This window comes from Arthrobacter sp. MYb214, from assembly GCF_002979865.1.
GTDB lineage: Bacteria > Actinomycetota > Actinomycetes > Actinomycetales > Micrococcaceae > Glutamicibacter.
Map to the genome: position 1 here is coordinate 1,065,052 of NZ_PCPZ01000001.1, position 23,023 is coordinate 1,088,074.

Annotated in this window: 27 protein-coding genes; 15 read left to right on the plus strand and 12 right to left on the minus strand. The window is 60.8% G+C overall.

Annotated features, from left to right (window positions below; translation table 11 throughout):
• Positions 1 to 48: 48 nt before the first annotated feature.
• The 4 genes from CQ012_RS04930 to CQ012_RS04945 all read right to left on the minus strand — a co-directional run bounded on the left by CQ012_RS04930 (position 49) and on the right by CQ012_RS04945 (position 2,367).
• Positions 49 to 810 carry an isocitrate lyase/PEP mutase family protein gene (locus CQ012_RS04930; RefSeq protein WP_105657559.1) on the minus strand — a complete coding sequence of 254 codons (762 nt, stop codon included), beginning with the start codon at positions 808 to 810 and terminating at the stop codon, positions 49 to 51.
• Between the two features lie 129 nt (positions 811 to 939).
• Positions 940 to 1,416: a GNAT family N-acetyltransferase gene (locus tag CQ012_RS04935; protein ID WP_105657560.1), complete on the minus strand. Its 477-nt coding sequence runs from the start codon at positions 1,414 to 1,416 to the stop codon at positions 940 to 942.
• A 28-nt stretch (positions 1,417 to 1,444) separates the two neighbouring features.
• On the minus strand, positions 1,445 to 1,831 hold the full coding sequence (locus CQ012_RS04940) for a VOC family protein (protein WP_105657561.1): 387 nt from the start codon (positions 1,829 to 1,831) through the stop codon (positions 1,445 to 1,447).
• Positions 1,832 to 1,887: 56 nt separating this feature from the next.
• Complete coding sequence (locus CQ012_RS04945; protein WP_286134189.1) at positions 1,888 to 2,367, minus strand: GNAT family N-acetyltransferase; 480 nt, start codon at positions 2,365 to 2,367, stop codon at positions 1,888 to 1,890.
• 235 nt (positions 2,368 to 2,602) lie between these two features.
• Here CQ012_RS04945 and CQ012_RS04950 point away from each other — a divergent pair, with 235 nt between their 5' ends.
• A complete protein-coding gene (locus CQ012_RS04950) occupies positions 2,603 to 2,896 on the plus strand; it encodes a Fe-S cluster assembly protein HesB (RefSeq protein WP_105657563.1) in 294 nt (97 codons plus the stop codon).
• A 181-nt stretch (positions 2,897 to 3,077) separates the two neighbouring features.
• Positions 3,078 to 3,656, plus strand: a complete 579-nt coding sequence (locus tag CQ012_RS04955; RefSeq protein ID WP_181148846.1) for a CDP-alcohol phosphatidyltransferase family protein — start codon at positions 3,078 to 3,080, stop codon at positions 3,654 to 3,656.
• Here the strand turns inward: CQ012_RS04955 and CQ012_RS04960 are convergent.
• Genes CQ012_RS04960 through CQ012_RS04970 form a run of 3 tightly spaced genes read right to left on the minus strand, consistent with a single transcriptional unit; the run spans position 3,653 to position 5,469 of the window.
• Positions 3,653 to 4,180, minus strand: coding sequence for a 2'-5' RNA ligase (locus CQ012_RS04960; protein WP_105657565.1), 528 nt, complete (start codon positions 4,178 to 4,180; stop codon positions 3,653 to 3,655). The two genes, CQ012_RS04955 and CQ012_RS04960, sit on opposite strands and share 4 nt — an antisense overlap.
• A complete protein-coding gene (locus tag CQ012_RS04965; RefSeq protein WP_105657566.1) occupies positions 4,173 to 4,718 on the minus strand; it encodes a GNAT family N-acetyltransferase in 546 nt (181 codons plus the stop codon). The genes CQ012_RS04960 and CQ012_RS04965 overlap by 8 nt, the downstream gene beginning before the upstream one ends.
• Complete coding sequence (locus tag CQ012_RS04970) at positions 4,711 to 5,469, minus strand: class I SAM-dependent methyltransferase (protein WP_105657567.1); 759 nt, start codon at positions 5,467 to 5,469, stop codon at positions 4,711 to 4,713. Before CQ012_RS04970 ends, CQ012_RS04965 begins: the two co-directional genes overlap by 8 nt.
• A 648-nt stretch (positions 5,470 to 6,117) precedes the next feature.
• Between CQ012_RS04970 and CQ012_RS04975 the strand changes: the two genes are divergently transcribed.
• The 4 genes from CQ012_RS04975 (at position 6,118) to CQ012_RS04990 (ending at position 10,607) form a co-directional block, all read left to right on the plus strand.
• Complete coding sequence (locus CQ012_RS04975) at positions 6,118 to 7,266, plus strand: acetyl-CoA C-acetyltransferase (RefSeq protein ID WP_105657568.1); 1,149 nt, start codon at positions 6,118 to 6,120, stop codon at positions 7,264 to 7,266.
• 30 nt (positions 7,267 to 7,296) lie between these two features.
• Complete coding sequence (locus tag CQ012_RS04980) at positions 7,297 to 8,883, plus strand: fatty acyl-CoA synthetase (protein WP_219844350.1); 1,587 nt, start codon at positions 7,297 to 7,299, stop codon at positions 8,881 to 8,883.
• Positions 8,880 to 10,079 carry an acyl-CoA dehydrogenase family protein gene (locus tag CQ012_RS04985; RefSeq protein ID WP_105657569.1) on the plus strand — a complete coding sequence of 400 codons (1,200 nt, stop codon included), beginning with the start codon at positions 8,880 to 8,882 and terminating at the stop codon, positions 10,077 to 10,079. The genes CQ012_RS04980 and CQ012_RS04985 overlap by 4 nt, the downstream gene beginning before the upstream one ends.
• A 63-nt stretch (positions 10,080 to 10,142) precedes the next feature.
• A complete protein-coding gene (locus CQ012_RS04990) occupies positions 10,143 to 10,607 on the plus strand; it encodes a DUF8821 family protein (protein WP_105661581.1) in 465 nt (154 codons plus the stop codon).
• Between the two features lie 66 nt (positions 10,608 to 10,673).
• On the opposite strand, the gene CQ012_RS04995 is transcribed toward CQ012_RS04990, so the two are convergent.
• The gene (locus tag CQ012_RS04995) at positions 10,674 to 11,537 is read right to left on the minus strand and encodes an MBL fold metallo-hydrolase (protein ID WP_105657570.1); all 864 of its coding nucleotides are present in this window, start codon (positions 11,535 to 11,537) and stop codon (positions 10,674 to 10,676) included.
• A gap of 29 nt (positions 11,538 to 11,566) precedes the next feature.
• Positions 11,567 to 12,532 (minus strand): RluA family pseudouridine synthase, encoded by a 966-nt coding sequence (locus CQ012_RS05000; RefSeq protein ID WP_105657571.1) that lies wholly within the window; start codon positions 12,530 to 12,532, stop codon positions 11,567 to 11,569.
• A 368-nt stretch (positions 12,533 to 12,900) separates the two neighbouring features.
• Here CQ012_RS05000 and CQ012_RS05005 point away from each other — a divergent pair, with 368 nt between their 5' ends.
• The 6 genes from CQ012_RS05005 to CQ012_RS05030 all read left to right on the plus strand — a co-directional run bounded on the left by CQ012_RS05005 (position 12,901) and on the right by CQ012_RS05030 (position 16,810).
• Positions 12,901 to 13,584, plus strand: coding sequence for an MSMEG_4193 family putative phosphomutase (locus CQ012_RS05005; RefSeq protein WP_105657572.1), 684 nt, complete (start codon positions 12,901 to 12,903; stop codon positions 13,582 to 13,584).
• A gap of 10 nt (positions 13,585 to 13,594) precedes the next feature.
• Positions 13,595 to 14,134, plus strand: coding sequence for a DUF3090 domain-containing protein (locus CQ012_RS05010; RefSeq protein ID WP_105657573.1), 540 nt, complete (start codon positions 13,595 to 13,597; stop codon positions 14,132 to 14,134).
• The gene (locus CQ012_RS05015; protein WP_105657574.1) at positions 14,131 to 14,898 is read left to right on the plus strand and encodes an SCO1664 family protein; all 768 of its coding nucleotides are present in this window, start codon (positions 14,131 to 14,133) and stop codon (positions 14,896 to 14,898) included. The genes CQ012_RS05010 and CQ012_RS05015 overlap by 4 nt, the downstream gene beginning before the upstream one ends.
• 73 nt (positions 14,899 to 14,971) lie before the next feature.
• Positions 14,972 to 15,700, plus strand: coding sequence for an alpha/beta fold hydrolase (locus tag CQ012_RS05020; RefSeq protein ID WP_286134191.1), 729 nt, complete (start codon positions 14,972 to 14,974; stop codon positions 15,698 to 15,700).
• A gap of 158 nt (positions 15,701 to 15,858) precedes the next feature.
• A complete protein-coding gene (locus CQ012_RS05025; protein ID WP_133833660.1) occupies positions 15,859 to 16,245 on the plus strand; it encodes a hypothetical protein in 387 nt (128 codons plus the stop codon).
• A gap of 271 nt (positions 16,246 to 16,516) precedes the next feature.
• A complete protein-coding gene (locus CQ012_RS05030; RefSeq protein ID WP_105657576.1) occupies positions 16,517 to 16,810 on the plus strand; it encodes a DUF4287 domain-containing protein in 294 nt (97 codons plus the stop codon).
• A 397-nt stretch (positions 16,811 to 17,207) separates the two neighbouring features.
• Here CQ012_RS05030 and CQ012_RS05040 read toward each other — a convergent pair whose 3' ends face one another.
• Both CQ012_RS05040 and CQ012_RS05045 read right to left on the minus strand, forming a co-directional pair.
• Positions 17,208 to 17,795 carry a GNAT family N-acetyltransferase gene (locus tag CQ012_RS05040; RefSeq protein ID WP_105657578.1) on the minus strand — a complete coding sequence of 196 codons (588 nt, stop codon included), beginning with the start codon at positions 17,793 to 17,795 and terminating at the stop codon, positions 17,208 to 17,210.
• 349 nt (positions 17,796 to 18,144) lie between these two features.
• Positions 18,145 to 19,476: an NtaA/DmoA family FMN-dependent monooxygenase gene (locus tag CQ012_RS05045; RefSeq protein ID WP_105661582.1), complete on the minus strand. Its 1,332-nt coding sequence runs from the start codon at positions 19,474 to 19,476 to the stop codon at positions 18,145 to 18,147.
• A 177-nt stretch (positions 19,477 to 19,653) separates the two neighbouring features.
• Here CQ012_RS05045 and CQ012_RS05050 point away from each other — a divergent pair, with 177 nt between their 5' ends.
• Positions 19,654 to 20,013 (plus strand): MerR family transcriptional regulator, encoded by a 360-nt coding sequence (locus CQ012_RS05050; protein WP_105657579.1) that lies wholly within the window; start codon positions 19,654 to 19,656, stop codon positions 20,011 to 20,013.
• Between the two features lie 477 nt (positions 20,014 to 20,490).
• On the opposite strand, the gene CQ012_RS05055 is transcribed toward CQ012_RS05050, so the two are convergent.
• The gene (locus tag CQ012_RS05055; protein WP_105657580.1) at positions 20,491 to 20,937 is read right to left on the minus strand and encodes an NUDIX domain-containing protein; all 447 of its coding nucleotides are present in this window, start codon (positions 20,935 to 20,937) and stop codon (positions 20,491 to 20,493) included.
• Positions 20,938 to 21,744: 807 nt separating this feature from the next.
• Between CQ012_RS05055 and CQ012_RS05060 the strand changes: the two genes are divergently transcribed.
• Both CQ012_RS05060 and CQ012_RS05065 read left to right on the plus strand, forming a co-directional pair.
• Positions 21,745 to 21,990, plus strand: a complete 246-nt coding sequence (locus CQ012_RS05060; protein ID WP_105657581.1) for a hypothetical protein — start codon at positions 21,745 to 21,747, stop codon at positions 21,988 to 21,990.
• Positions 21,987 to 22,976 carry an SRPBCC domain-containing protein gene (locus CQ012_RS05065; protein ID WP_105657582.1) on the plus strand — a complete coding sequence of 330 codons (990 nt, stop codon included), beginning with the start codon at positions 21,987 to 21,989 and terminating at the stop codon, positions 22,974 to 22,976. Before CQ012_RS05060 ends, CQ012_RS05065 begins: the two co-directional genes overlap by 4 nt.
• Positions 22,977 to 23,023: the final 47 nt, after the last annotated feature.

Genomic DNA, 23,023 nt, shown 5'->3' on the forward strand with positions numbered 1-23,023 from the left:
CGTGCGGCCGTCGCCCGCCTGGCGCGCACTGCCTGATCCGGGGAAGGCCTAGAGCCAAGCTCCGAGCTGCTTGCCGGACATCTCCGCCAACCACATTTGCCACAGCGGTCCGAAGCTCACGCGACGAACCCCTAGCTCACGCAAGGCTGCGAGGTCACCGGCCGGGTGCGCGTTGACTGGGTGGGCCGTCACGTTCACCGGAATGCTGACTGCTTGCACGACCTGAGCAACCTGATCGGCATTGGCCAGGGCCACCGGATACACGCTACGCGCACCAGCCTGCTCCATCAGCTTGATGCGCTCGATTGCCTCGCCCAGCGGGTCTGCGAACTTATCGGCCAGCTTCACTGCATCGGTGCGTCCGTTGATCACGAATTCGATGCCTGCTGCATCTGCTGCTTGGCGGACGCCGTTAATGTAGTCCGCATGCTCATGGCGTTCACGGACACGGCCGCCTTCACGGTGGAGAACATCTTCGATATTCACGCCGACAGCGCCCGCTGCCGCAACGCGTTCGAAGAGTTCCTTCGGATCCAGGCCGTAGCCGGATTCAACGTCAGCGCTGACCGGCACATCGACACTGCTGGTGATTCGCTGAACCGCGGCCAGATAGTCTGCGAAGTCCATCTTCTCGCCATCTTCACTGCCCAAGGCATCGGCGACGGGGTGGCTTCCGACAGTCAGCGAGGCGAAGCCAGCGGATGCCGCGATGTTGGCGCTGAAGGCATCCCACACGGTTGGCATGACCAGCAGTTCACCTGAGGCGTGCTGCTTGGCGAGGTTCTGGGCGAGAGCTGAAATTTCAGTCAAGGATATCTCCTAGAGTCGTGACGGAATCCACCCAGTCTACGGCTCGGAGTCCACGATGGAAACAACTGGAAGATGAACTCCCAGGATTCGGCATGAGCGCTGGAACCAGGCATCATTTCAATCCTATTGCTACTTGCCAGGTAGCGGTTTAACCATGGTCAAGCAGGGCGTCCCAGCTCCCCAGAGGCTAGTTTCCTCCAGGGGAAGGAAGCCCTGCTTTTCATAGAATCGCCGAGTTTTCGCGTAGCCGGCATCCGGGTGCGAAGGACCCAGGGTCTTGACCTGCAAGAGCTGCACTCCGCCGGCGAGCGCCTCGGCTTCAATGGCTGCGCACAAAGCCGAACCGATTCCACCGCCGTGGTATCCACGGTCGACCACCATCAGATGGATCTCAACGGAGTGGTGGTAGTGCCGTTCTGCCAAGAGCACACCGAGCACTGCGCCTTGGGCATTGCGAACGGTCCAGGTTTCCTTGGTCCGCGCGGACTGGATGTACTCTGCGTTTGATTCAGGTTGGCCAAACCATTCAGGAACGGTGGCAAGCAACCGCGCAACGTCGTCTGGCACGGGATGGTCCCTGGTTGCTGCAAAGCTGGATTGTTCCACGATGGCTCCTGACCGGATAGTACTTGCGCTAGCTAGATGGGGTCATGATTTCCAGACGATTCCCGAAACCGTCGCGGGCATGGAACCGCAGATATCCTTCAAAGGTTTCGCGCTCTGCCCAAGACAGTTCATAGCCCATGGAATCGATACGGCCAGCGAGGGTTTCCCACTCCTCTACCGAGTCGCAGACCATTCCAGGATGCGCTTTCTTGGCTGGAATGAATGGATCGTCTATGCCCAGATGGATTTCCGCCACAACGGCATCTGCGTTGAAAGCGCGGAACCAGCAACCTCCCCTGCCGGCAAGGGAAGGCGGCTTGGGGACTTCGCCTAGGCCCAGGGCTTCACCGTAGAACCGGCGGGCTTCAGCTTCCTGGCCGCGTGGCATCGGCAACTGAACGTGATGGAGTCTCATCTGGGCCTTCCTCGTCACTGTTGCTGCCAATATACCTGCAAGGAGACTGCCCAGGGCTAGGTTCGGCCAATATTGAAGATCAGGGTTTCAGCCCGTGCGGCGTCACTGTCTGGATCTTCAACCCGGCGTCCTTCCAGCTTGAATCCGGTCTTTTCAAGGACTCGGATGGAAGCTGCGTTTCTCGCATCGCAGGTTGCACTGATCCGTTCCAAACCAAGATCCTCGAATCCCCGACGGAGCAGGAGTCCAGCGGTTTCGGCGGCGTATCCGTTTCCCCAGTATTCTCGATTCAGGGTGTAGCCGATCTCCCCTGCCTTGGCTTTCCGGTCGGTGACCCACACCGACGCTGAACCGATGAGAACATCACCGAGCATGACCGCCTGCAGGACCCTATGCGGTTGCTCGAGCAGTGCATCGGCGAGAAATTCCCGGGTGTCGGCCAGTTGGTTGGGTCCCCATGTCGAGTACTGGCACACCACTGGGTCAGCGGCAAAGGCATGGATTGCAGGCAAGTCCTGCGGTTGAAAATCAGCCAAGCGTATTCCGTGCCCAGCGGTACTCCTGCCGCTGGCTGCCTGAGCATCGCGCATTATTTCTCCTTTGCAGGGTAACGCCAGTCTATGTGTTGGGGCGAACCCTATCGGGCTGGCGGGGTTCAAGTCCAAGCATGTTGCGCAGCTGTTAAGCGGTGTTGAGATTCGTTGCGTTTTTTGGAATCGTGGCACCCACATGCCCTGAACTTGGTATGTCCTCAACCGGAAGGAGAGCCTCGTGCTCGCACTGACCGACCAAGCAGCATCGATCGTGACCGCGATCGTCACCAACCAGGCCGAGGAAGAAACCGCTGGTCTGCGCATCATGCAGGCAGACAGCACCCACCCGGAAGATGCCGCTTTCGGCCTGCAGATTGTCCCCGCTCCCGAAAGCACCGACGGCGTCGTGGCTTCCGAAGGCAGCCCAGTCTACGTGGATGAAGCGATTGCCGACGCTTTGGAGGGCAAAGTACTCGACGCGGCGGTGGATGAGCAGGGTGGCGTAAGCTTCCAGCTCCTTGAGCAGGGCTAATTCTGCACCCTGCCCTTTAGCTTTGGCTGCGGGGGTCGTCCTTCGGGACGGCCCCCGCAGTTCGTTAACAATCTCACTGCACCGGTACGCTGGACGGATCATATTTGCAGGCCAGATGCCCCGCACCCTTGTATATTGCGACGCAGTGCGTCATCGTTCAACTAAGGGAAAGGGGAAAGCAGTGGAAACGCGCGCGGTACGCAAACATGAGTGGGCGACGATTCCGAACGCCATCACGATTATTCGCTTTCTCCTGGTGGTTCCCATCGTCGGCTATTTGCTGGCCGATACCGAACCGGCACTGACAGCGGTTCTGCTTCTTGCCTTCGGCCTGAGCGACTGGGTTGACGGGTTTATTGCCCGCAAGTTCAATCAGGTTTCGCATCTGGGCGTCCTGCTGGATCCCATAGCTGATCGTTTGGGCATCGTGGCTATCGCGATCGCCCTGGTGGCCAATGGGGCGATCCCCTTATGGGTTGGCCTGGCCATTTTCATCACCGACCTGATCCTGCTGTGCACCTATTTCTTCTTGCGCCTGGGCTCCCCGCCGGCTTCCACGTGGCTGGGAAAGATCCGCACCGCCATCATGATGCTGGGGCTGGCCTGCGTGGCGTGTGGCAGGATCCCCGATTTTTCGGTGCTGGCAACCCCGGGCGTAGCCATTTTGACTGCCGGTACGGTGCTGCATTTATTTGTCGGCTTCGGCTATCTGCGCATCATGCGCGCTTCTGCCAAAGAGCAACGGACTACGGCCAGCTAGTCGCGGTTTTCCTGCTGCATTGCTCCGGCAAGGAGCGTCAGTTCGGGAATTCGCGGCTTCCACAAGGCTGCCCGGCAGGCAATCAGTTCCCTGAGCTGTGTTGAGGCCAGCTCATCAAGTGCCCGGATATAGTCGGGAACAATTTCGCGTGGCAGCCGCAACCCCATGGTCAGGTGCGGCGTCCACCGCGGTCCCCGCCCATCGGGATTCAGCGCGCTGATTTCCCGGGCTGCCATTTCCAAGGCATCCGTGGTTTCCAGCAGCCACGCAACCGTCTGCTTGCGCTTCGTGCCAAAGACAATAGTGCCCACCCGTTGGAAGCTCGCGGGGATGAGCGCAGGCAGTAATTCTGCCGCCCGCTGCGTCACGACCTCGCTCATGCTGGGCGAAAAGGTAATGGTGATATGCGGAGTCTGGTGTTGGGTGGGGAAGCCGCGCATCTCCAACTGGGCAAAGACCTCCTGCACTTGCTGCTCCTGCCCTGCTGGAAGGTGCAGCAAAATGTTGTCCGGGGACCTACTCATCAAGGTTCTCCTTCCTCATGCTGGTGATCGGGCGCGACCACGTGCGCGCCCATGACTGCTTGTCCCCCACCGCGTAGGTGCTGATTTCTCCGGTCGGCGCATAACCAAGGCTCTTCCAGAACGGTTCAACTTCAGCAGCATTTGCATCGACTGTCGAAATCCGGCAGGCGGTGATCAACGGATGATCCTGGATCACATCGAGCACCGCTTCATGGATCTGCTTCCCCAGGCCCCGTCCGTGCCTGGCACCATCGACCATGAGCAATCCGATGTAGACCGTATCTGGTCTGGGCCAGCCGACGATCAGATCCGCGAATCCGGCCAGTTCTTCGCCTTCCCATAGGCCAAGATCAATTTTCTGCTCGGATTGCGCCTTCGGTGGCAGGGCGCTCAATGCCTGAACTGCGGCGTCGGATGCGGGGCCGGCGCCGGTGACACGTTGGGAATATCCCGGGTTGCTTTCCATCAGCCGTTGCAGGCACGCTGAATGCTTGATGGAAAGCAGGGTAACCGGCAACTTGGAAGGTTGCCTATCCATGAGCAGTTTCCCCGTCCACTCCCCTGATCGCTTCAGCTTCGAAGATCATCAGTGGTTGCTCTCCGTTGAAGCGGTTCTTCTGCCAGTCACCCCAAATTGCGCGAATATTGAACCCTGCGGCAACTAGATCTGCACTGATCTGCTCGGCGCTGCGGAAAGCCAGGTCCAGCTTTTCGACCAGTACTTCCTGCGAGTGCTCAATCTTGGCATAGGACGTCAAGCGCACGAGTCCCACGCTGGTTTCTTCCGCATCGCACCATTCGGTCAGCGGACCGAATTGCGTGTCCCGGGTTACTGCTTCTTCGTCATTCCATGTCTCCCAGGCGCGAGTCGATGGGTTCCTGCTTTCAAAGGCCAGCACGGCCCCGGTCGCCGCGGCAGCGCGTAGTTGTTCTAGGGTTTGCGCCCACTGCGGATCCGGGATGTGCTGGGCTACGTTGCCGGTCATCACCATCAGGTCAAAGGGTCCGCCGTCGATTGCCGAAGCGTCGCCGTCAATCCACGTGACTTGCTCAGCGTTGGGCCGTTGTCTGGCGTAGTCCATCATTACCGGTGAGGGGTCAACTCCAACGACAGTTCTTTGCGCAATGGCAAGCGTAATCGTCAAAAGGCCGGTGCCGGAGCCGAGATCCAGAATCCGGTTCGCTTTGGTTCCAGCCGCTAAGGCACGGTAATAGTCATGATCCGGTCCGTCGGGATTATCCGTATCGTAGAGCGCAATGAGTCGTGGATCGTAGTCAGCGAAGCTCACTTGGGCCTATTCCGTTCTCAGAGTTTTCCGTCAAGGTACAGCATGCTCCATCAATTCTTGCATTGCCTAGGTACAGCCCGCCCATTGGCAGCTACTTCCATCAGGCGTGTTCAATTCGCCGGATACCACGCCGAGTACTCGCGCCAACACCGAGGGCACCACGCTCCTGCTTTGACCTTCCAGGACTCCAGCCTTGGCAAAACGCGGAACCGAATTGCCTGACTTCCATGCCCTGTCTCCACCTGGCAGTCCCCGGAATCGCGCCACGAGTTGACCGCGGCCTTGGGCACCGCAGGTCCAGCGGAGGCCGGATGAGTCCCGGCATCGACTGCAGGCTTCCCGAAGCAAAAACGATCAGACGGTCTTGTGCCCGTGACTCGGCAACGTTTAGCAGGTCCGGGTTGGGGTCGCTGAACCTGGACTGGGCGCTATTCCGGTCGCAGGCAATTTCCCGGCTCGCTTCGCCCGCGCATCCATTTTTCGTTCCGCATCATATTCCCCAGCCAAACCCTACTTGTCGGGAGCGGCTCCGGCGCAAGTGGCATTTTCCCAAGCCAAGCGTGGCAATTGTGACCTAGACAACCATTGCTGAATTGGGCATTGTTGGTTCAGCAGACGTTTCCTGTCAAAAACTTCCTGGAGGAGCCCATGCCCGAGGCCTACATCATCGATGCGCTGCGTACACCTGTCGGACGCCGGGGAAAGTCTCTGGCGCAGACGCATCCGCTGGATCTCGCCGCCGCGCCGCTGGCCGAACTGGTGAACCGCAACAACATTGATTCCGAGCAATACGACGAGATCATCCTCGGCTGCATCGACCAGCTGGGACCCCAGGCCATGGACATCGCCCGCAACGCATGGTTGGCCGCCGGCCTTTCCGAACACGTCCCCGGGACAACGGTAGAACGCCAGTGCGGCTCCGGGCAGCAGGCGATCTCCTACGCGGCCCAAGCAGTCATGAGCGGAAGCAGCGACCTCGTGGTTGCCGGTGGCGTCCAGTCCATGTCGAGCATTCCCCTGTCCTATTCCAACTCCGCTGCCAAGGACTTCGGCTTCCCCGATCCCTACACCGGCTCCACGCTGTGGGCGTCCCGCTACGGCGAGCAGGAAATCTCGCAGTTCCGCGGCGCAGAGATGATGGCAGAACGCTGGAGCCTCACCCGCACCCAGTTGGAGGATTTCGCTGTGGCCTCCCATCAGCGGGCATTGAACGCCCAGGCGCAAGGATACTTCGACCGCGAGATCCTTGCTTTGGATTCCCTGGCTGCAGATGAGGGGCCACGCCCCGTGGACCGCGCCAAGATGCAGTCGCTGGCACCGATTGCCGAAGGCGGCGCGCATACGGCAGCCACCGCATCGCAGATGTCTGACGGTGCCGCGATGCTGCTCATTGCCTCCGAAGCCGCGGTCAAACGCTATGGGCTCAAGCCCCGTGCCCGCATCCACCACATCTCGGCCCGAGGCGATGACCCGGTCATGATGCTATCGGCCCCGATCCGCGCCACCAAGCATGCCCTGGCACGCGCCGGGATGGGCATCGAAGACATGGACCGCATTGAAATCAACGAGGCCTTCGCCGCGGTAGTGCTTGCCTGGCAGCAGGAAACCGGCGCCGACATGTCCAAGGTCAACGTCAATGGCGGCGCCATCGCCCTGGGCCACCCCATCGGTGCCACCGGCGCACGGCTGATGACCTCCTTGCTCCATGAGCTGGAACGCAGCGATACCCGCTTCGGCCTGCAGACCATGTGCGAGGGCGGCGGCCAAGCCAACGTCACCATCATCGAACGCCTCTAGCTACCCGCACCCGCCGCAAAGGAAACTACCATGTGTGCATTGCGCGCCACTTCGGCGATGAATTCCGATGACCAGAACACCATTGGCGCGCTGCTGCGCCGCTCGGTGGCCCGCTGCCCCGCGGACAATGCCCTGGCCTTCGGGGAACGGAACTGGACCTACAGCCAGCTGGCCGACGGGGTGAATCGGGTGACTGCCCGGTTGCGGCAGGCAGGCCTGCCGGACGGTTCGCGCGTTGCTGCCTATGCAGCGAACAGCGACGCCTATGCCATCTTGTTCCTCGCCTGCGCCAGTGCCGGGCTGGTCCACGTGCCGGTGAACTTCGCGCTCAGGGGCGACGAGTTGCGCTACCTGCTGCACGATTCCGGGGCCGCACTGGTCATCGCCGATGAGTCCCGCCTCGAACTGGTCCAGGAACTGCGTGATGCCGGCGGCCTGCAGGCAGTCAAGGATGTTTGGCCGCTGCTGCCCGGAACCGGAACCAGCGTGCTGGAAACGGCGATGGATGAAAGCGTGGAGGCTACGCCGCCTGGAGCTGCGGTGGCCGGCACGGATCTGGCCCAGCTGCTCTATACCTCCGGAACCACCTCGGCACCCAAGGGCGCAATGATGACCCATTCGGCGCTGGTGGCCCAGTACGTCTCAGCCATTATTGCTTTGGATCTGGAGGGCACGGACCGGCCGCTGATCGCGATGCCGCTCTACCACTCGGCGGCCATGCATGTGTTCCTGCTTCCCTATCTGTCATTGGGTGCCAGCATCCGCTTGCTCGCCAAACCCGATATCGGCGAAATTCTGGACCGTGTGGAAGCCGAACGTATCGGCTCGCTGTTCTTGGCCCCCACCGTCTGGGTGCCTCTGAGCAATCACCCGGATCTGGACACCCGCGATCTGGGCTCGTTGGCCAAGGCGCAGTACGGTGCCTCGATCATGCCGGTGACCGTGCTGGCCCGCTTGCGCGACCGCTATCCGCAGATCGGGTTCTACAACTGCTTTGGCCAGTCCGAGCTCGGCCCGTTGTGCACGGTGCTGCGCCCCGAGGAGCACGATGCACGCCCCGCGTCCTGCGGCCGCCCGGTGTTCTTCATCGAGGCGCGCGTGATGACCGCCGAGGGGAAGCTCGTCGGTGCCGGTGAGCCCGGCGAGATCCAATACCGTTCTGCACAGGTCATGAGCGGCTACTGGAACAAGCCGGCGGAAACCGAGCAGGCATTTGCCGACGGCTGGTTCCGCTCCGGCGACCAAGTGGTCATGGACCAGGGCGGCTACATCCAGGTGGTGGATCGCATCAAGGACGTCATCAATACCGGCGGGGTGCTGGTGGCCCCGCGCGAAGTGGAGGACTGCATCTACGAATTGCCCGAAGTTGCGGAAGTCGCGGTGGTGGGCATCGATGATGAACGCTGGATCGAGGCGGTGACCGCGGTCATTGTGCTCAAGGCCGGCGCCACGCTCACCGCCGAAGAGGTGCGCGAGCACGTCAAGTCCAAGCTGGCGCACTACAAGGTTCCCAAGCGGGTGGACTTTGCCGCACAGCTGCCCCGCAACCAATCGGGCAAATTGCTCAAGCGCCAGCTGCGTGCCGAACGCAACAAGACTTCGGGCGGCACCCATTGACCCGGGACCCATGGGCACCCTACGACCTGGCCTCGGCTTTGGACATCGATTATCTATCCGCTTTCGATGCTGCCACCGACGAGGATCGCAAGCATTGGGCCCGCGCCCGGCACTACGGAGTAGAGATCCTGCCCAGCATCAACCAGCATTGGGAGAACGCGCATTATCCGCTGGATCTGGTTCGCCGCATGGGCGAACTCGATTTGTTCACCGACGGTCTTCGGATTCCAGGCCACGCCCACTTCTCCCCGCTGGCCGCGGGCCTAGTGGCCATGGAGCTTTCGCGCGCAGACGGTTCGATGGCCGCGGCCGCCGCGGTGCAGGGCGGCCTGGTGCTGCGCAGCCTGAAATTCTTCGGCAGCCCCGAACAGCAGGAGAAGTATCTGGAACCCGTGGCCTCCGGTGAGCTGCTCGGTGGTTTCGCCCTCAGCGAGCCGCATCATGGCTCGGACTCTGTTGGCCTGGATTCCAGTGCCCGGCGCGATGGGGATCACTGGATCATCAATGGACACAAGAAATGGATCGGCAATGGAGCCGCCGGCGGCATCACCATTGTGTGGGCACGCGACGTCGCCGACTCCCGGGTCAAGGGGTTCATTCTCGACCAGCAGGCCCCTGGCTACGAGGCTTCCCCGGTGCGCGGCAAGGGCGTGCTTCGCGCGATCGAACAGGCAGAGATCCGGCTCACGGACGTTCGCGTTCCAGAATCCGCCAGGCTCACCGGGGCCGGCGCATTCAAGGATGTCTCGCGGGCACTGGTTGAAACCCGGGTGAATGTTGGCTGGTCGGCGCTAGGCCATGCCCAGTTCGTCTTCGAAGCGGCCCTGCAGTACGCCAAGCAGCGCACGCAGTTCGGCAAACCCCTGGGCGCGCACCAGATGGTGCAGGAACGATTGGCGCAGATGCTCGCCGAAATCACCAATATGCAGTTGCAGTGCGTGGCCGTGGCCGGTGCCCAGGCTGCCGGCAGGTTGAAAGACACGCAAGCTTCGCTGCTGAAGTACCACAACACCCGGGCTGCCCGCCGGGTGGCAGCCACCGCCCGCGACCTGCTCGGCGGCAATGGAATCTTGCTGGAAAATCACGTGATTCGCCATTTCGGCGATATCGAGGCATTGCATACCTATGAGGGAACCGAGTCTGTGCAGGCATTGATCCTCGGCAGGGACCTGACCGGATTCAGTGCCTTCGGCTAGTTTCGCGGAGTACGATAACAACGAATTACCGAATCCACGGGGCCACCGCCCGAAGGGATGCCCTTGCCATACCTTGTTGATTTCAAAGATGTATCCACCCAGGGTCTTGAGACTTCGCCTGTTGCTGACGCGCTGGCAGGCTTGCGCGCCAACGAAGCGCGCTATCTGAAGAACAAGTTCAACCACGACTTTGCCGTGGAGCAAGCAGACGACGCTAGGGAAGCCATAGCTTGGGTGCACACGATTCTGGCGCAGGAACGCGACTTGCACATCGCATCGAAGCCATTGCAGGCAGCTGTGTTCGAGGCGGATGGCGCCAAGCGCGCCTATGTCTTCTACGAGTCCGGCTTATCCATCAATGTTCTCTACGGCCTGGGTCCCGGCGAGAAGCGCGCCGTGGGCTTCAAGCTTTCCGATGGCATGGCTGTGCCCAGCGAGCTGGAAGGGAAATTCAAGTTCGCCCGCCAGAAGTCCAAGCTTGCAGGGACCATCCGCGGCTCGTACTTCGTGATCAAGAACGAATACTGACATTTCGCCCATTCCGCCGCTGCCCTCAGTCACGTGCCGGCCATGAGGTCATTTAATGCTCTGGCTTCAATCGCCGCGCTTTCCTGGTTCCTTCGCGTTATCCGGCAGCTGCGCGTAGGCATCCTTGGCAGCTTCGAGAAGGAAATCGGCAGGCCACAGTTCTTGCAGTTCTGCAGGGAACGCAATGTCCTTGATTGCCGCACCGTTCCCATGAGCCGAACCCAGGGTCGTGGCGAGCAGCTCGAAGCAGTGCATTTGCCGAACGACGAATTCCCGGTCGACGGGCTCTCCATGGCCTGGAACAATCACGTCTCCCGGCTGGATGCGCGCTAGCAGGGATTGGAGCACCACAGGCCACTTCATCGGATAGGCGCCCGAGCCGAACATCGGTGGACCAGACTGCTCGATGATGTCGCCAAGGAACCATGCCTTGGCATCAGGAATATGGATCGCAAGGTCGGTGTCGGTATGCCCAGCACCCAGCGGGATCAGTTCAACTTCCCGTCCGCCTAGATTTGCCGTGCAGGGTTCGGCCAGCAAGTGGCTAGGCGGCGTCAGCGTTACACCGCCCCAATTCGTTTCAGGCTCGATTTCCGGCGAGCGCTGCACCATTTCAAGCCAGGGCTTCTCGAACTGCTCGAAGTGCGCGGGGATCCGGTGATGGCCGTAAATCGGGATTCCCCGCTGGGCAAAGAGCTGGTTGCCGAAGGTGTGGTCATAATGCGCGTGGGTGTTGATCACGGCAACGATCGGCAGTCCGAATTGCGTTGTGGCTTCGTCAAGGATTTCTTGTGCTTCGGGTGCATTGTTGCGGGTATCGATGATCGTCACCCCATGCCCGCCGAGCACCGCGCCCACGGTAATATCCAACGGATCATATCTGCGCTGGAATACTCCCTCGGCAACGTGCTTCCAGGGTCCTTCAGCCATCTTTTCCCCTCGTGCCAGCCTTGCTCGGGCTATAGCCCCGCCTTCAGCAGCTGCTTCCAGCGCTGCGGCATGGGTGCCTCGACCACCAGTTCCTGGCCATCGGGCTTGGGAATCACCAGCTTAGTCGCATGCAGGAACAGCCCGCGACCCCCAAGCTGTTCGACGCGGCGGTTGAACTTCGCGAAGCCATACCGGTCATCTCCGGCAATCGGATGGCCTTCGCTTTGCAGGTGGACCCGGATCTGGTGCTTGCGTCCGGTCATCAGCTGCACATCCAGAATGGTGGCTCGCTGGCCTACGCGCTGCTTCACGGTGACATGGGTTTCGGCTCGCTGCCCGTTCGGATCAACTACGACCTTGTCGGCACGGCGCAGCAGCGGCGAGTGGATCGATTCGGTCTTTTCGCTCCAATGCCCTGCAACGAGCGCAAGGTAATGGCGTTCTATCTCCTCTTCGCTCTCCCGAAGCATCTCATGCAGGTAGCGCAGCATGCTCGGGGTCTTCGCCAACACCAGCAGCCCGGAAGTATCGCGATCCAGCCGGTGGCTCAATTCCAGGTCCGGCAGCTCGGGGCGCAACTGGCGGAAAGCTTCGATAACCCCCGCAGGAACATCGGTTCCCCGGTGCACGGCGACGCCGGCAGGCTTGTCAATCACCAGGACGTCCTGGTCTTCGTGCAGGACGCAGTTGCGTAGCCGCTTGAGCAAGGGTGCCGGGACATCGAAGGCTGGTGCCACGTCCTGTTCTGCATATAGCGCCGGCAGCGTGATCTGGTCGTTTACGGCTAGCCGGTAGCCCTCCTGGACTTTCTTGCCGTTGACACGCAGTTGCCCTTTGCGCATCAGCCGGAAAAGCTGCCCGGCGGGCACCGTCTCGAGCTGGACCCGGAGGAACTTCTCGATCCGACGGCCAGCATGCTCGCCGTCGACAAGGATGGTGCGTGTCTTGGAATCAGACCGCTGCTCTGACGCTAGCTGCTGGAGGACTCCAGACAAGAATTATCACTCCGTTTATAAGGCCACATCCAGTGGTGGATCATGGCGTCGCCGCTTTCGACGAGTCATTTGCAAGGGACTTCCGGGAGCTGCCGCCCCCGAATTGGCCAACTTTCATGGTACCCCGATACCGTGAGCCGGTACGAGCAAAGGCGCTGTTATGAGGACTGAACTCACACCTCGACCGGCGCTCATCGAGCCATAGCGTTCGCTCGGCGAACCAATGATCAGCCCTGGCCCTCGCGTTGCAGCAAGGGTGCAACGGGTGAAGGTACCGCACCTCCAGAACCTGCCGGGCTCTTCGAAGCCCCGGACCTGTTTTCAGCCCAGGAGTCGCTTGCCACCATCTCCATGACTAGGCTGGGTTCATGGCCACAGTAATCCTTGTGCGGCACGGACGCACTACCGCCAACGCCACCGGCGTACTGGCCGGACGCACCCCCTCAGTATTCCTCGACCAAACCGGCGAAGAACAGGCGATTCGTACCGCCGAACGCCTAGCAGCGCTCCCCTTGGCTGGCGTTGTCTCAAGCCCGCTGGAACGCTGTGTGCAGACGGCGGAGTTCGCCATGCAACGGCAAAGCCCAGCGGCGCAATTGCTGATTGAACCCGAACTCTCGGAATGCGACTACGGCCAGTGGCAAGGCCGCACGCTGCAGGACTTGGCCACCGAAGACCTATGGAAAGCAGTGCAGTCAGCTCCGTCCTCGGTGACCTTCCCGGATGGCGAATCCATGGCCGGAATGCAATCCCGGGCAGTAGCAGCCATCAGGCGCCATGACGCGGCCATCGAGGCCGAGCATGGTGCCGGAGCGGTATGGGCGGCCTTCAGCCATGGCGATATCATCAAGTCGGTACTGGCTGACGCGCTGGGAATGCATTTGGATCTGTTCCAGCGACTGAATGTGGGCCCGGCTTCCGCATCAATTGTGCACTACGGGACCGGTGCGCCTCGCGTGTATTCCATCAACACCGACGCCGGAGACCTCTCCTGGCTAGCCCCAGGAATCAAGACAACCGATGCCCCAGTCGGCGGCGGAGCAGGACACTAAGGAGAGCGAAATGACGGCAACAGTCAACGAATTCAATTGGCCAGACCGCATTGTCATTGGCACCATCGGCGAGCCCGGGTCCCGCACCTTCTACCTCCAGGCAAGAGCCGGCAAGGAACTGTCCAGCATCGCCTTGGAAAAACAGCAAGCCGCGGTGGTTGCCGAGATGATTGACGAGATTCTCGATCAGCTCTCCACCGTCAAGGGCAACCCCTTCAGCGTTCCCGAACATACTCCGGTGGAACTGGTTGACAACGATCCGCTGGAAGAAGTCAACGAGTCCTTCCGGGTGGGTTCCATGAATCTCGGATGGGATGCCACCGTAGCGCAGGTAGTTCTGGAAGCCTTCTCCTTGAACGAAGAAGATGAAGCCGACTTTGATCCAGATGGACCGGGCGCGCTGCTGCGCGTGCGCATGCCCGTAGGCACTGCACGCGCTTTCGCCATGCGCACCCATGAGATCGTGGCTGCTGGGCGGCCTATGTGCGCCAACTGCGGTTATCCGATTGATCCGGATTGGCATACTTGCAAAGATGAGAATGGCGAATGAGCTCGCCCGATCTGCTGACCGCGCAGCTGGAACTCACCGGCCGCATCACCACCGCCTCCAATGCAACTTTCCTGGGCAGCATCGGCGAGAACAGCGTGGTCTACAAGCCCATTGCTGGCGAGAAACCCCTCTGGGATTTTCCCCATGGCACCCTCGCATACCGCGAAGTTGCCGCCTTCCTCGTATCTGAAGCCCTGGGCTGGAACCTCGTCCCGCGCACTTGGCTGCGCGAAGGGCAGTTTGGCGAAGGCATGGTGCAGCTATGGCAAGAAGTTGATCGAGGACAGCGCCCAGTAGACATCGTAGCCGCGGACATGGTGCCAGCTGGCGGTTGGAAGACCATTCTGCATGGGCAGGATGAATCGGGGCAGCAGATGACGTTGATCCACGAGGATACACCTGTGCTGCGGCGCATGGCGGTCTTCGATGCACTGGTCAACAACGCAGACCGCAAGGGCGACCACATTCTAGCCATGCCAGGTAGCCACCGCTACGGAGTCGATCATGGGCTCTGCTTCAACGCAGAGCACAAGCTGCGCACCGTGCTTTGGGGTTGGGTTGGCCAACCGCTGGGTGAAGAAGAACTGGCCGGCCTCCGGACGGTCAGCGATGCCCTGGACGCAGAACTTGGCCAAGAACTGTCCCAGCTGCTAGCCGATGAAGAAATCGCGGCGCTCGCCGAGCGCTGCGCTACCCTGCGCAGCGAAGGGCACTTCCCTGCTCATAGGGGGCAGATGCCCGCCGTGCCCTGGCCGCTCTTCTAGAACTCCGATTCCTATTGACCCCAGGACGGCAGGCAAGCCATCCTTGGATTCTGATAGCAAAGGCAGGTCGCGCATGGGAACGGTTGAAGCCAACGGTGTTGAGCTCGGTGCCGAATCCTTCGGCAGCAAAAGTGATCCATTGGTTCTCCTCATCGGCGGAACCACTATGCTTGCTTGGCCAGATACCCTGTGCCAGGCTCTGGCCGCTGGCGGGCGCCATGTGGTTCGCTACGACCTGCGGGATTGCGGTGAATCAACGGCCGGGAACCCGATGAAACCCGATTACAACCTGCGCGATCTGGCCTCGGATGCCGCAGCGCTGGCCAGATTACTGGATAACCGTCCAGCGCATGTAGCCGGTATCGGAGTCAGCGGCATGATCGCGCAGATTGCGGCGCTGGATCATCCCAAATCATTTGGCGCCCTGACGCTGATAGGCACACGACCAGTAGCTCCCGGTCCGGTAGACAAAGATTTGCCAGATCATGACCAGGCAACCATGGGCAAGCTGTTTTCCCGCCCTATGCCGGATTGGGCAGACCGCGCGGCCGTTGCCCAATTCTCCGCCGAGGGTTCGCAAATTCTAGGCAATGATCCAGAAGTTGCCATGGACTTGGCCTCCCGCATCTGGGACCGTACGGCCAGCGCAGAGCCCGAAGCCCATCTGGCAAACCAGATCGGGATCGTCTTTTCCAAGCTGGACTGCACTCCGCGCTGGCGCGAGCGGCTGTCCGAGCTCGATATCCCCACCTTGGTGGTTCACGGTGCAAAGGATCCGTTTTCCCCGTCGGCAACGGTATAGTGCTAGCCGAAGAAATCCCGAACGCTTCCTTGCTCGTCCTTGAAAACGCTTCAACTGCCATTCCGTCTTCGGCGATCTCCGAGGTAGCTTCTTCGATGCTGCTGCTCTAGGAACGTAGCGATGCAATTCCTAGTCACAGGGCAATATAGGCTGTCCCCATGGATAACCGACCTAAGCGAGTCCCAGGCGGAGAACTTCGACCTGCTGAATTAGAGCTGCTGGCCTTGCTCTGCAGCGGCACAGATGCTGAATCAGCAAAGGCTCGACAGCAACTGAAGTTTGCGCGTTGGGGCGGCTACCAGTTCAAAGAATGCGAGTGCTTCTCGATTTCCTTCACAAGCAAACTCGATTGCCAAAGCGTCCGGCATGGTGGTGGCCCATTCTCCACTGTTCTCGTTTCAAAAGATGGCAAGGAGCTGGGGCATCTGGATCTCTGGGTTGTTGCCGGATACCTGCATTCAGTCGATTACATGCCGTTTGAAGACGATCCCGGGCACCTGCCAACGGCGGAGAATTACACGTTGGAATTCAGCGAACGGAACTAGGCTTCAGCACTTGCGGGCAGCTGTTCTCCACTGTCCCGAGGCATGCGTCTTTACTTGCCTGCGGGTCATTTCAACCAGCCTGGTTGCTGCCGATCAGGGCGCCATCACTGGTGGCGATTAGACGCGGAAGGCCGCAAGGATGCCAGTCGTGGAGCACACCGTGGTTCTCGTGCGCTGGCCGCGTGGCATCCTCCGGCTACTACTTCTATGCGCGGCGTGGGATTAGGTCTAGTATTCGAGGCACCTATTCATGCCTTCGAGAGGTTTCTCCATGTCATTTCAAGCCTATCTGGACACCATAGAAATGAAGACCGGGCTCACTGCTCGCCAGCTGATCGAGATCGCCCGTGAGAAAGGCCTTGGCCAAGAAGGGGTCAAAGCAGCAGAGATCCTGGCATGGCTCAAGGAGGACTACCAGCTGGGCCGGGGCCACGGCATGGCGATGGTCCATGTCATTCAAAAGGGACCGAATATCTCCAGCAAGCACGTTGGATCCGGAGGCAAGCACAATGACGAATCAGATGTTCTGTGGCTCGACGGCATCGCAACTAAGCCTTCCAACTGAACCAGCCGAAAGGCAGGGGCTATAGTTCCGGCTCGGAGTACTCGGTTCCAGTGTCTTGCCGTTGGTCGCGTACCGCAGTGATAGCGGATGTAGCAAGAGCAATTGCTATCGCGATCCAGAAGCTGCCAAGAGCCTCGGCGAGCGACCGGCCGGAAATCATGCAATAGCACGCAAGGAACAAGGCCAGCCCCAAAATCGAGATGCCAAGGTACACCGAGACTCGTAGCCAGGCTACCTTGGGAAGTTTCCTCATTCGATCTGCCTCCACTTCCCTAGCGCTCGATCCTTTTTCTTCCAACGGTATGTTGAGCTGTGGGGATATACAACATCGACCGTGAAAAATAGCCCGGGCTATCGCCAAGCCCGGTCATATCCTGCGTAGGATATCGCTTGGGCGTCACCACGCCCGCCCGCGAAGGTCGACTTCCCCTTGTGGCCAGGAAGCAAGCTGGGACTCGATGGGCAAAATGAGCAGGGGTTGGCCCGCCGGGTCGTAAATTGCTTGTCCTCCACGGCTAATCGAACGCTCGGCAGCGGAAATCCGAGTCCATCCGCACGAGCTGTAGAAAGCGGCCACCTCCTCGCGACAACCGAGATAGCCGAACGCAATACCGCCGGCATCAACCATCGATGAAGCCACGAGATTCATCAGGATCCCTCCTAGGCCGCGGCCCCGCGCGCGCTCGGAAACCAACACTCCACCCACACCTGCAACGACAAGGTCGCGGCCTCCCACACCGATCGTGCGTCGCGCCCACCCGACATGGCCGACAACCTCGCCTTTGCACCGGGCCATGATGTGGAAATCATGCGGGGCATAGCCATATGGCAGATCCGGATCCCAGATGCCGGCATCCCGCAGGTACTCGGCATCGAACAGTCTGCGAAGCTCCGCGGCATCTTGCTCTGCCAGTTCTGCGTGCGCAACAATCTCCAGCGCAGTTTCAAGTATCGTGGCTTCGCTCGAATCGTCTGCTCGCGTCAACGACAGGCCTCCTTTTGGATTCCGGTAACTGCTTCAAGTATCAGGGGTATGCGTGGGATATGGATTACTGTCTCCTGCCATATTTCCCTTGCCAGTATCCCGCACCTTCCGAGCTTCCGGGATGGCTGAGTCCAACGAAAAAGAGCCGGACCCGCACCAACGTGCGGATCCTGCCCTCTGTCTGGCGCAGCTCATCCAGTAATCAGCGTGGAACGCGACTATGCATTATCCCTGGACTCCACGAGGTTCCGGCACAGGCCAGCCTCTGCTCTCGCGACCTGCAATCAGACGAGCGGCGCGACCAGCGGCACCCGCACGAGCGAGTTCGCAGGCATCCGATCAGGCGTGATCACTTCAGCCAGTCGCCGAGTCCGTACTGGCCGGGGACGCCGAGGTTCTCGCGCAACGTGGAGCCCACGTAGTCCTCGGGATAGAGGCCGCGTTCGCGCAGGATCGGCACGACCTCGTCGACGAACGCGTCAACGCCGTCCTCATAGACATCGGGCGACAGCCAGAAGCCGTCGGCAGCACCGGCCTCGAACCATTCCTGCAGGTGATCGGCGTGCACCGTTCCCGGCCCCACGGTCACGGGATGGTAGTCGATCACGCCGTGCGCGAGGATGTCGCGCGGCGACCACCCCTCGCGCGCCACCTTGAGCGCGATCCCGGAGCGCGGGTCCTGCGGCGAGGCGTGAGCGCTGGCCAGCTGTTCGGGCGTGAGCGGCTTGTCGATGCGCTCGGACAGGATCGGCACACCGATCATCGCGCTGAGGTGCGGCAGGCGCGCCTCCATGACCTCGCCTGACATCGACAGGCGCCGGTCGAGCCCTTCGCGCACCGTTGGGGACACTGTGGTCATGATGCCGACGATGAACTTCACGTCGTCGGGGTTGCGGCCAGCTTCCTCGGCGGCCCGGCGCAGCGCCCTGCGCGCAGCGCGAGCCTCGTCGATCGTCCACACCTCCGTGATGAAGCCGCTCGCATAGCGCCCCGCCAGCTCGAGCAGATGCGGGCTCGGTCCTCCCGAGGTGAAGACGACGGGCTGCCCTTGCTCCGACGGCGGCAACGCGAGCGGCCCACGGGATGCGACGTACTCGCCGCTGAGGTTGATCGGCTGCAGCTTCGCGGGGTCGATGAAGCGGCCCGATCCCTGGTCCTTGATCCAGGCATCCATCTCCCAGCTGCCCCAGAGCGACTGCACGATCTGGATCGATTCATGGGCGCGCTGGTATCGCTCGGCCCGGTCCGCGACGGGCTTGCCGTAGTTCGACGCGACGAGCTGGTCGCTCGTCGTGACGGCGTTCCAACCGGCGCGGCCACGGCTCATGATGTCCAGCGTCTTGAACTGCCGGGCCGTGTTGAACGGTTCCTGGAACGTTGTGGACCCCGTGAGCACGAAACCGATGTTGTTCGTCGCTTGCGAGATCGCGGCCGCCTCCATGAGCGGATCCATGATGTTGCTGACGGTCGAATGCTCCAGGCTGCCCCGCACGGCCGGGAAGTCGGGCGTGAATACGAACGAGAAGCCACCGCGCTCGGCGGCTTGGGCGTAGCGAATGTTCGCCTCGACCTTCGAGTAGTTTCCAGGGTCGACGTGCGGTGCCCGCCAGGCACCGGGCAGGGTGCCGTAGCCGTCAGTCAGCGCCAAGCCGAGAATCATCTTGCGTTGTTCCTTGTCCATGGAACCATCATCGAACATTGACATCCATGTAAAGGTCAAATTACCTTGCCTGCAGGCCCGCGGACTCTGGCACCATGGCCGATTGCGCGCAGCCTGCGGGCGGATTCGATGAGGGCTGCCGTGGCCGGGAGGCAGTTCCGACCCGTATCCTTGACATGGATGTGAAGGAGAACGGGAATGCGGATCGGCGAGCTGGCCAATCGAACTGGGGTGCCCACGCGCATGCTCCGGTACTACGAGGAGCAGGGACTCATCACGCCGCTGCGGCTGGAGAACGGGTACCGCGACTACGACGAGTATCTCGTGGAGCGCGTGCTGAAGATCCGCAGGCTGCTCGACTCAGGGGTCCCCACCCGGATCATCCGCGACATGCTGCCGTGCCTGAACGACATTGGCAGCACGATCGTTGCCGATCCCGATCCTGAACTGCGCGCGATGCTCGTCGATCAGCGCGACAAGCTGGCCGAGCGCATCGTCCTGCTCCAGCAGAACCGCGACGCGCTGACGCGATACATCGACGCGATGGATCACGCCTGACTTCCGCACGCACAAGGTGCCGGAGAATCCCGTCCTCTGCGGGGCCTGATCGGCAGGGCAGCTCCTTGCGCGCCGCGGGCAGTGGCCGCAGGGAGCTCAGGCCGATACTTGAGTGCCCATGAACTCAACAGGTCCCTAATCGCGCTTCGGGGCTCCACCCAAGTAAGAGCTCTAGAGCGCACGGCGGAGTCCGACCGGAATGCCTCGCGGATCCGGCTCCCAGACAGTCGGTTAGATCGCCGTAACGCGGGGCCTGGTGCCTTAGCCTGCTTGCGGCGTTGCCCCATAAGGGAAATGGCCCATGCACCTTGAACGGCATCGCTAATGTGGAGGAGCTTTCCTTCCGGCGCCACTTCGTGATGAATCAAGGGCACGATGCAAAAAATCGCCCCCGGCTCCAAGAGAAACCGAGGGCGATTGAGACATGAGAATTACACGTTGAAGCGGAACTCCACCGAGTTCTGGCACGAAGTAACCTTAGAGATCGCCATCGATACCGATGCTGCCAAGTCGCGCGCCAAAGCCAGCACAGAGAACGTGGGCATCGCTCAGCTTCATCCACCAGCACGTCCAGCTGACCGGTTGCCCGCCGTCAGATGCATCGTTCTCACCGCACTTCCACCTAACTTGAACGTCCGAGTCCACCAGCTCAAGTTGAAAGAAGTGCCGTTCGTGCACCTCAGGCTTCGCAGGCCACATGTCGTACGACTCGACGCCCAGCGAGCGAACGATCCTGGCTGCGAGGCCGGTCTCTTCCCCCACCTCGCGCACGACGGCATGCGCAGGCGACTCGCCCTCGGCGATTGACCCAGCGGGCACCTGCACACCAGTGACTTCCACCGGGTAATCGTCGTGTGTGAACACGAGCAGGTTTCCGTCGTGGACGACGTACCCGACTGCCTTTTTGACCGAACGTCTACTCATGCTCACGATGGTACAGCTTGTTGTACGGCAGACCACACCGTGCGTTTGAATCCCCTAGATTTGGGGCAGCCTTTGTTCTCGACTTCCGATTTACCCGACGATACGCGTTGGACTCTGAGATCAGACCAGCGAGAGTGGGATCACTTCATTCGCCTGCTAGGCAAAGCACTGTCGGAGAATCTCAGACATTCGGCTTTCGATGCAGCGGGCGTTCCAGGGAAAAACGACACGAGCCAGCATCCATTCGGGACTATTGGACGTCTTCAAGAACTCATGACCATGAATCATGTGACTCCGGAACAAACGGAGCGGGCTGTCACGCCTCGCAAGTTGGTGAGGTCGGCTCGCCAGAAACCGGCGCACGCGCTACGCAAGAACGTGACTGACCGCACTCTAGTTCGGAAGTAGGCGGATCTGCTCCGATTCGTAAATGAAGTTCTGGTCAACATACGACAGTGGCTATCGAGTCAACCCAAGAATAAGGACTGGGAAGAAAACTGGCCGGACGCTAACGACTACTTCCTCTGACGCCTTCAGCCAGCGATCAACGCCGATCTTTGGCACAGACATGGCGCAAAGGGCAGTTTGACACATTTATTTTGTGTCAAACTGCCCTCAAAAAGCGCGGGATTGCGCGCAACTACACGTTGAAGCGGAACTCAACCACGTCGCCGTCCTTACCAACCTCTCAGTACCCGGCGAATCCCCGAAGCGTCGACCCTCTCCTGGCCCAGCGAACACCAAACTCGCCGAGCAATTAGGCAACCCAGGTTGACATCCGGCCACTTAGCAACATAGGTTGACGACATGGAGTCTCCGCGGATCGCAGCAGTAGCAGCCGATACCAGCGACCCGAAAGCAGGATTGCGGGCCGTAGCGTCCTTGCGCGTGCTCGCTGACACCTTGGAACTCCGGCAGGTCGAGGCCGCGTTGCGTTCGGGCATGAGTTGGCAGGAGATCGCCGACGCGCTCGGAGTGACGCGACAAGCTGCCCACAAGAAGCACTCCAAAAGAATTGACCCCGCGATCTCGACACCCAGGAGGAACAAATGAACAAACTCGTCCGCGCCGCTCAGACCAGCCAATCGCTTTCCCTGGCCGCCATGGAGGAAGCATCCCGGCTCGGGCTCCGCGAAGCCGACATCGACCACCTGTTCCTCGCATTGGTCATCAACGACCAGTCTGCCGGCTGCGCACTGCGCGAGCTGGGTATCGACATTGACAGCGCCCGTCTCGCCGTCGAGGACCAACGTGATGCACAGCTGACTTCACTCGGCATCGAGGCGTCGTTCCCCGAGGCCGGGCGCATCGTGTTCCATGAGACGGATGGGTACGAGTGGACTCGTCGCGCTCGGGACCTCATCGCGAAATCCAGCAGCAAAGGCAAGTCGGGCGACGCTGCCGCCGTTCTCCGGGAACTCGTCGCAGAGCCCAGCGGCCTGATCACGGATATCCTCGGCCGCCTTGGCACGACATCCGATGCGCTCATCGAACGCCTCGATCGGGCCGTCTCGCCCTCTATGAAGTCCATGCCCCTCGCAGCGAAAGTGAAGGGACGGACCACGGGAACGATTGAGACTTTCGTATCCGCACCACTGGACGAAGTGTGGGCGTACCTCACAGATCCCGCACGTATCCCCGACTGGGAACCGAGCATCGGCACCCTCGACCAGACCGCTCAAGAAGCGATGCCGGGTACGGTCTGGGAGGGCACGGCACCCGCAATCTATCCAGACGGCAAACCTGTGAAGATCAAGCCTCAGTTTCGTCGACGCAGTGTTGAGCTCATCGCAATTCACCAACCGGACAGGATCGCATGGAGCTTTGGCTATCCCGACGTCGCGCAGGGTAATTCGATTCTGACTGAATTCACCTTGGCGAACGCGACCGGTGGCACACAGCTGCGGATCAGCAGGTCCTGGTCGCGACGCCAAGGGTGGCGAGGACTTGTCGCATGGCCGCTGCGTCCAGTCCAGAAGTTCCTGGTGTGGATCACCCTGTTCCAGACCGGCAGCGCGATCAGCCGAACATTTCGCTAGTCCCAGGCACGGCGACTCGCCTGCTGGTCGCACATAGATCAAGTGCC

Excerpts from the sequence above, each read along its gene's own strand:
- CQ012_RS04940 (WP_105657561.1), bottom strand. The coding sequence starts at position 1,831 with ATGAGACTCCATCACGTTCAGTTGCCGATGCCACGCGGCCAGGAAGCT.
- CQ012_RS04960 (WP_105657565.1), bottom strand. The coding sequence starts at position 4,180 with ATGAGTAGGTCCCCGGACAACATTTTGCTGCACCTTCCAGCAGGGCAG.
- CQ012_RS04965 (WP_105657566.1), bottom strand. The coding sequence starts at position 4,718 with ATGGATAGGCAACCTTCCAAGTTGCCGGTTACCCTGCTTTCCATCAAG.
- CQ012_RS04975 (WP_105657568.1), top strand. The coding sequence starts at position 6,118 with ATGCCCGAGGCCTACATCATCGATGCGCTGCGTACACCTGTCGGACGC.
- CQ012_RS04980 (WP_219844350.1), top strand. The coding sequence starts at position 7,297 with ATGTGTGCATTGCGCGCCACTTCGGCGATGAATTCCGATGACCAGAAC.
- CQ012_RS04995 (WP_105657570.1), bottom strand. The coding sequence starts at position 11,537 with ATGGCTGAAGGACCCTGGAAGCACGTTGCCGAGGGAGTATTCCAGCGC.
- CQ012_RS05005 (WP_105657572.1), top strand. The coding sequence starts at position 12,901 with ATGGCCACAGTAATCCTTGTGCGGCACGGACGCACTACCGCCAACGCC.
- CQ012_RS05010 (WP_105657573.1), top strand. The coding sequence starts at position 13,595 with ATGACGGCAACAGTCAACGAATTCAATTGGCCAGACCGCATTGTCATT.
- CQ012_RS05015 (WP_105657574.1), top strand. The coding sequence starts at position 14,131 with ATGAGCTCGCCCGATCTGCTGACCGCGCAGCTGGAACTCACCGGCCGC.
- CQ012_RS05020 (WP_286134191.1), top strand. The coding sequence starts at position 14,972 with ATGGGAACGGTTGAAGCCAACGGTGTTGAGCTCGGTGCCGAATCCTTC.
- CQ012_RS05025 (WP_133833660.1), top strand. The coding sequence starts at position 15,859 with ATGGATAACCGACCTAAGCGAGTCCCAGGCGGAGAACTTCGACCTGCT.
- CQ012_RS05030 (WP_105657576.1), top strand. The coding sequence starts at position 16,517 with ATGTCATTTCAAGCCTATCTGGACACCATAGAAATGAAGACCGGGCTC.
- CQ012_RS05045 (WP_105661582.1), bottom strand. The coding sequence starts at position 19,476 with ATGGACAAGGAACAACGCAAGATGATTCTCGGCTTGGCGCTGACTGAC.
- CQ012_RS05050 (WP_105657579.1), top strand. The coding sequence starts at position 19,654 with ATGCGGATCGGCGAGCTGGCCAATCGAACTGGGGTGCCCACGCGCATG.
- CQ012_RS05055 (WP_105657580.1), bottom strand. The coding sequence starts at position 20,937 with ATGAGTAGACGTTCGGTCAAAAAGGCAGTCGGGTACGTCGTCCACGAC.
- CQ012_RS05060 (WP_105657581.1), top strand. The coding sequence starts at position 21,745 with ATGGAGTCTCCGCGGATCGCAGCAGTAGCAGCCGATACCAGCGACCCG.
- CQ012_RS05065 (WP_105657582.1), top strand. The coding sequence starts at position 21,987 with ATGAACAAACTCGTCCGCGCCGCTCAGACCAGCCAATCGCTTTCCCTG.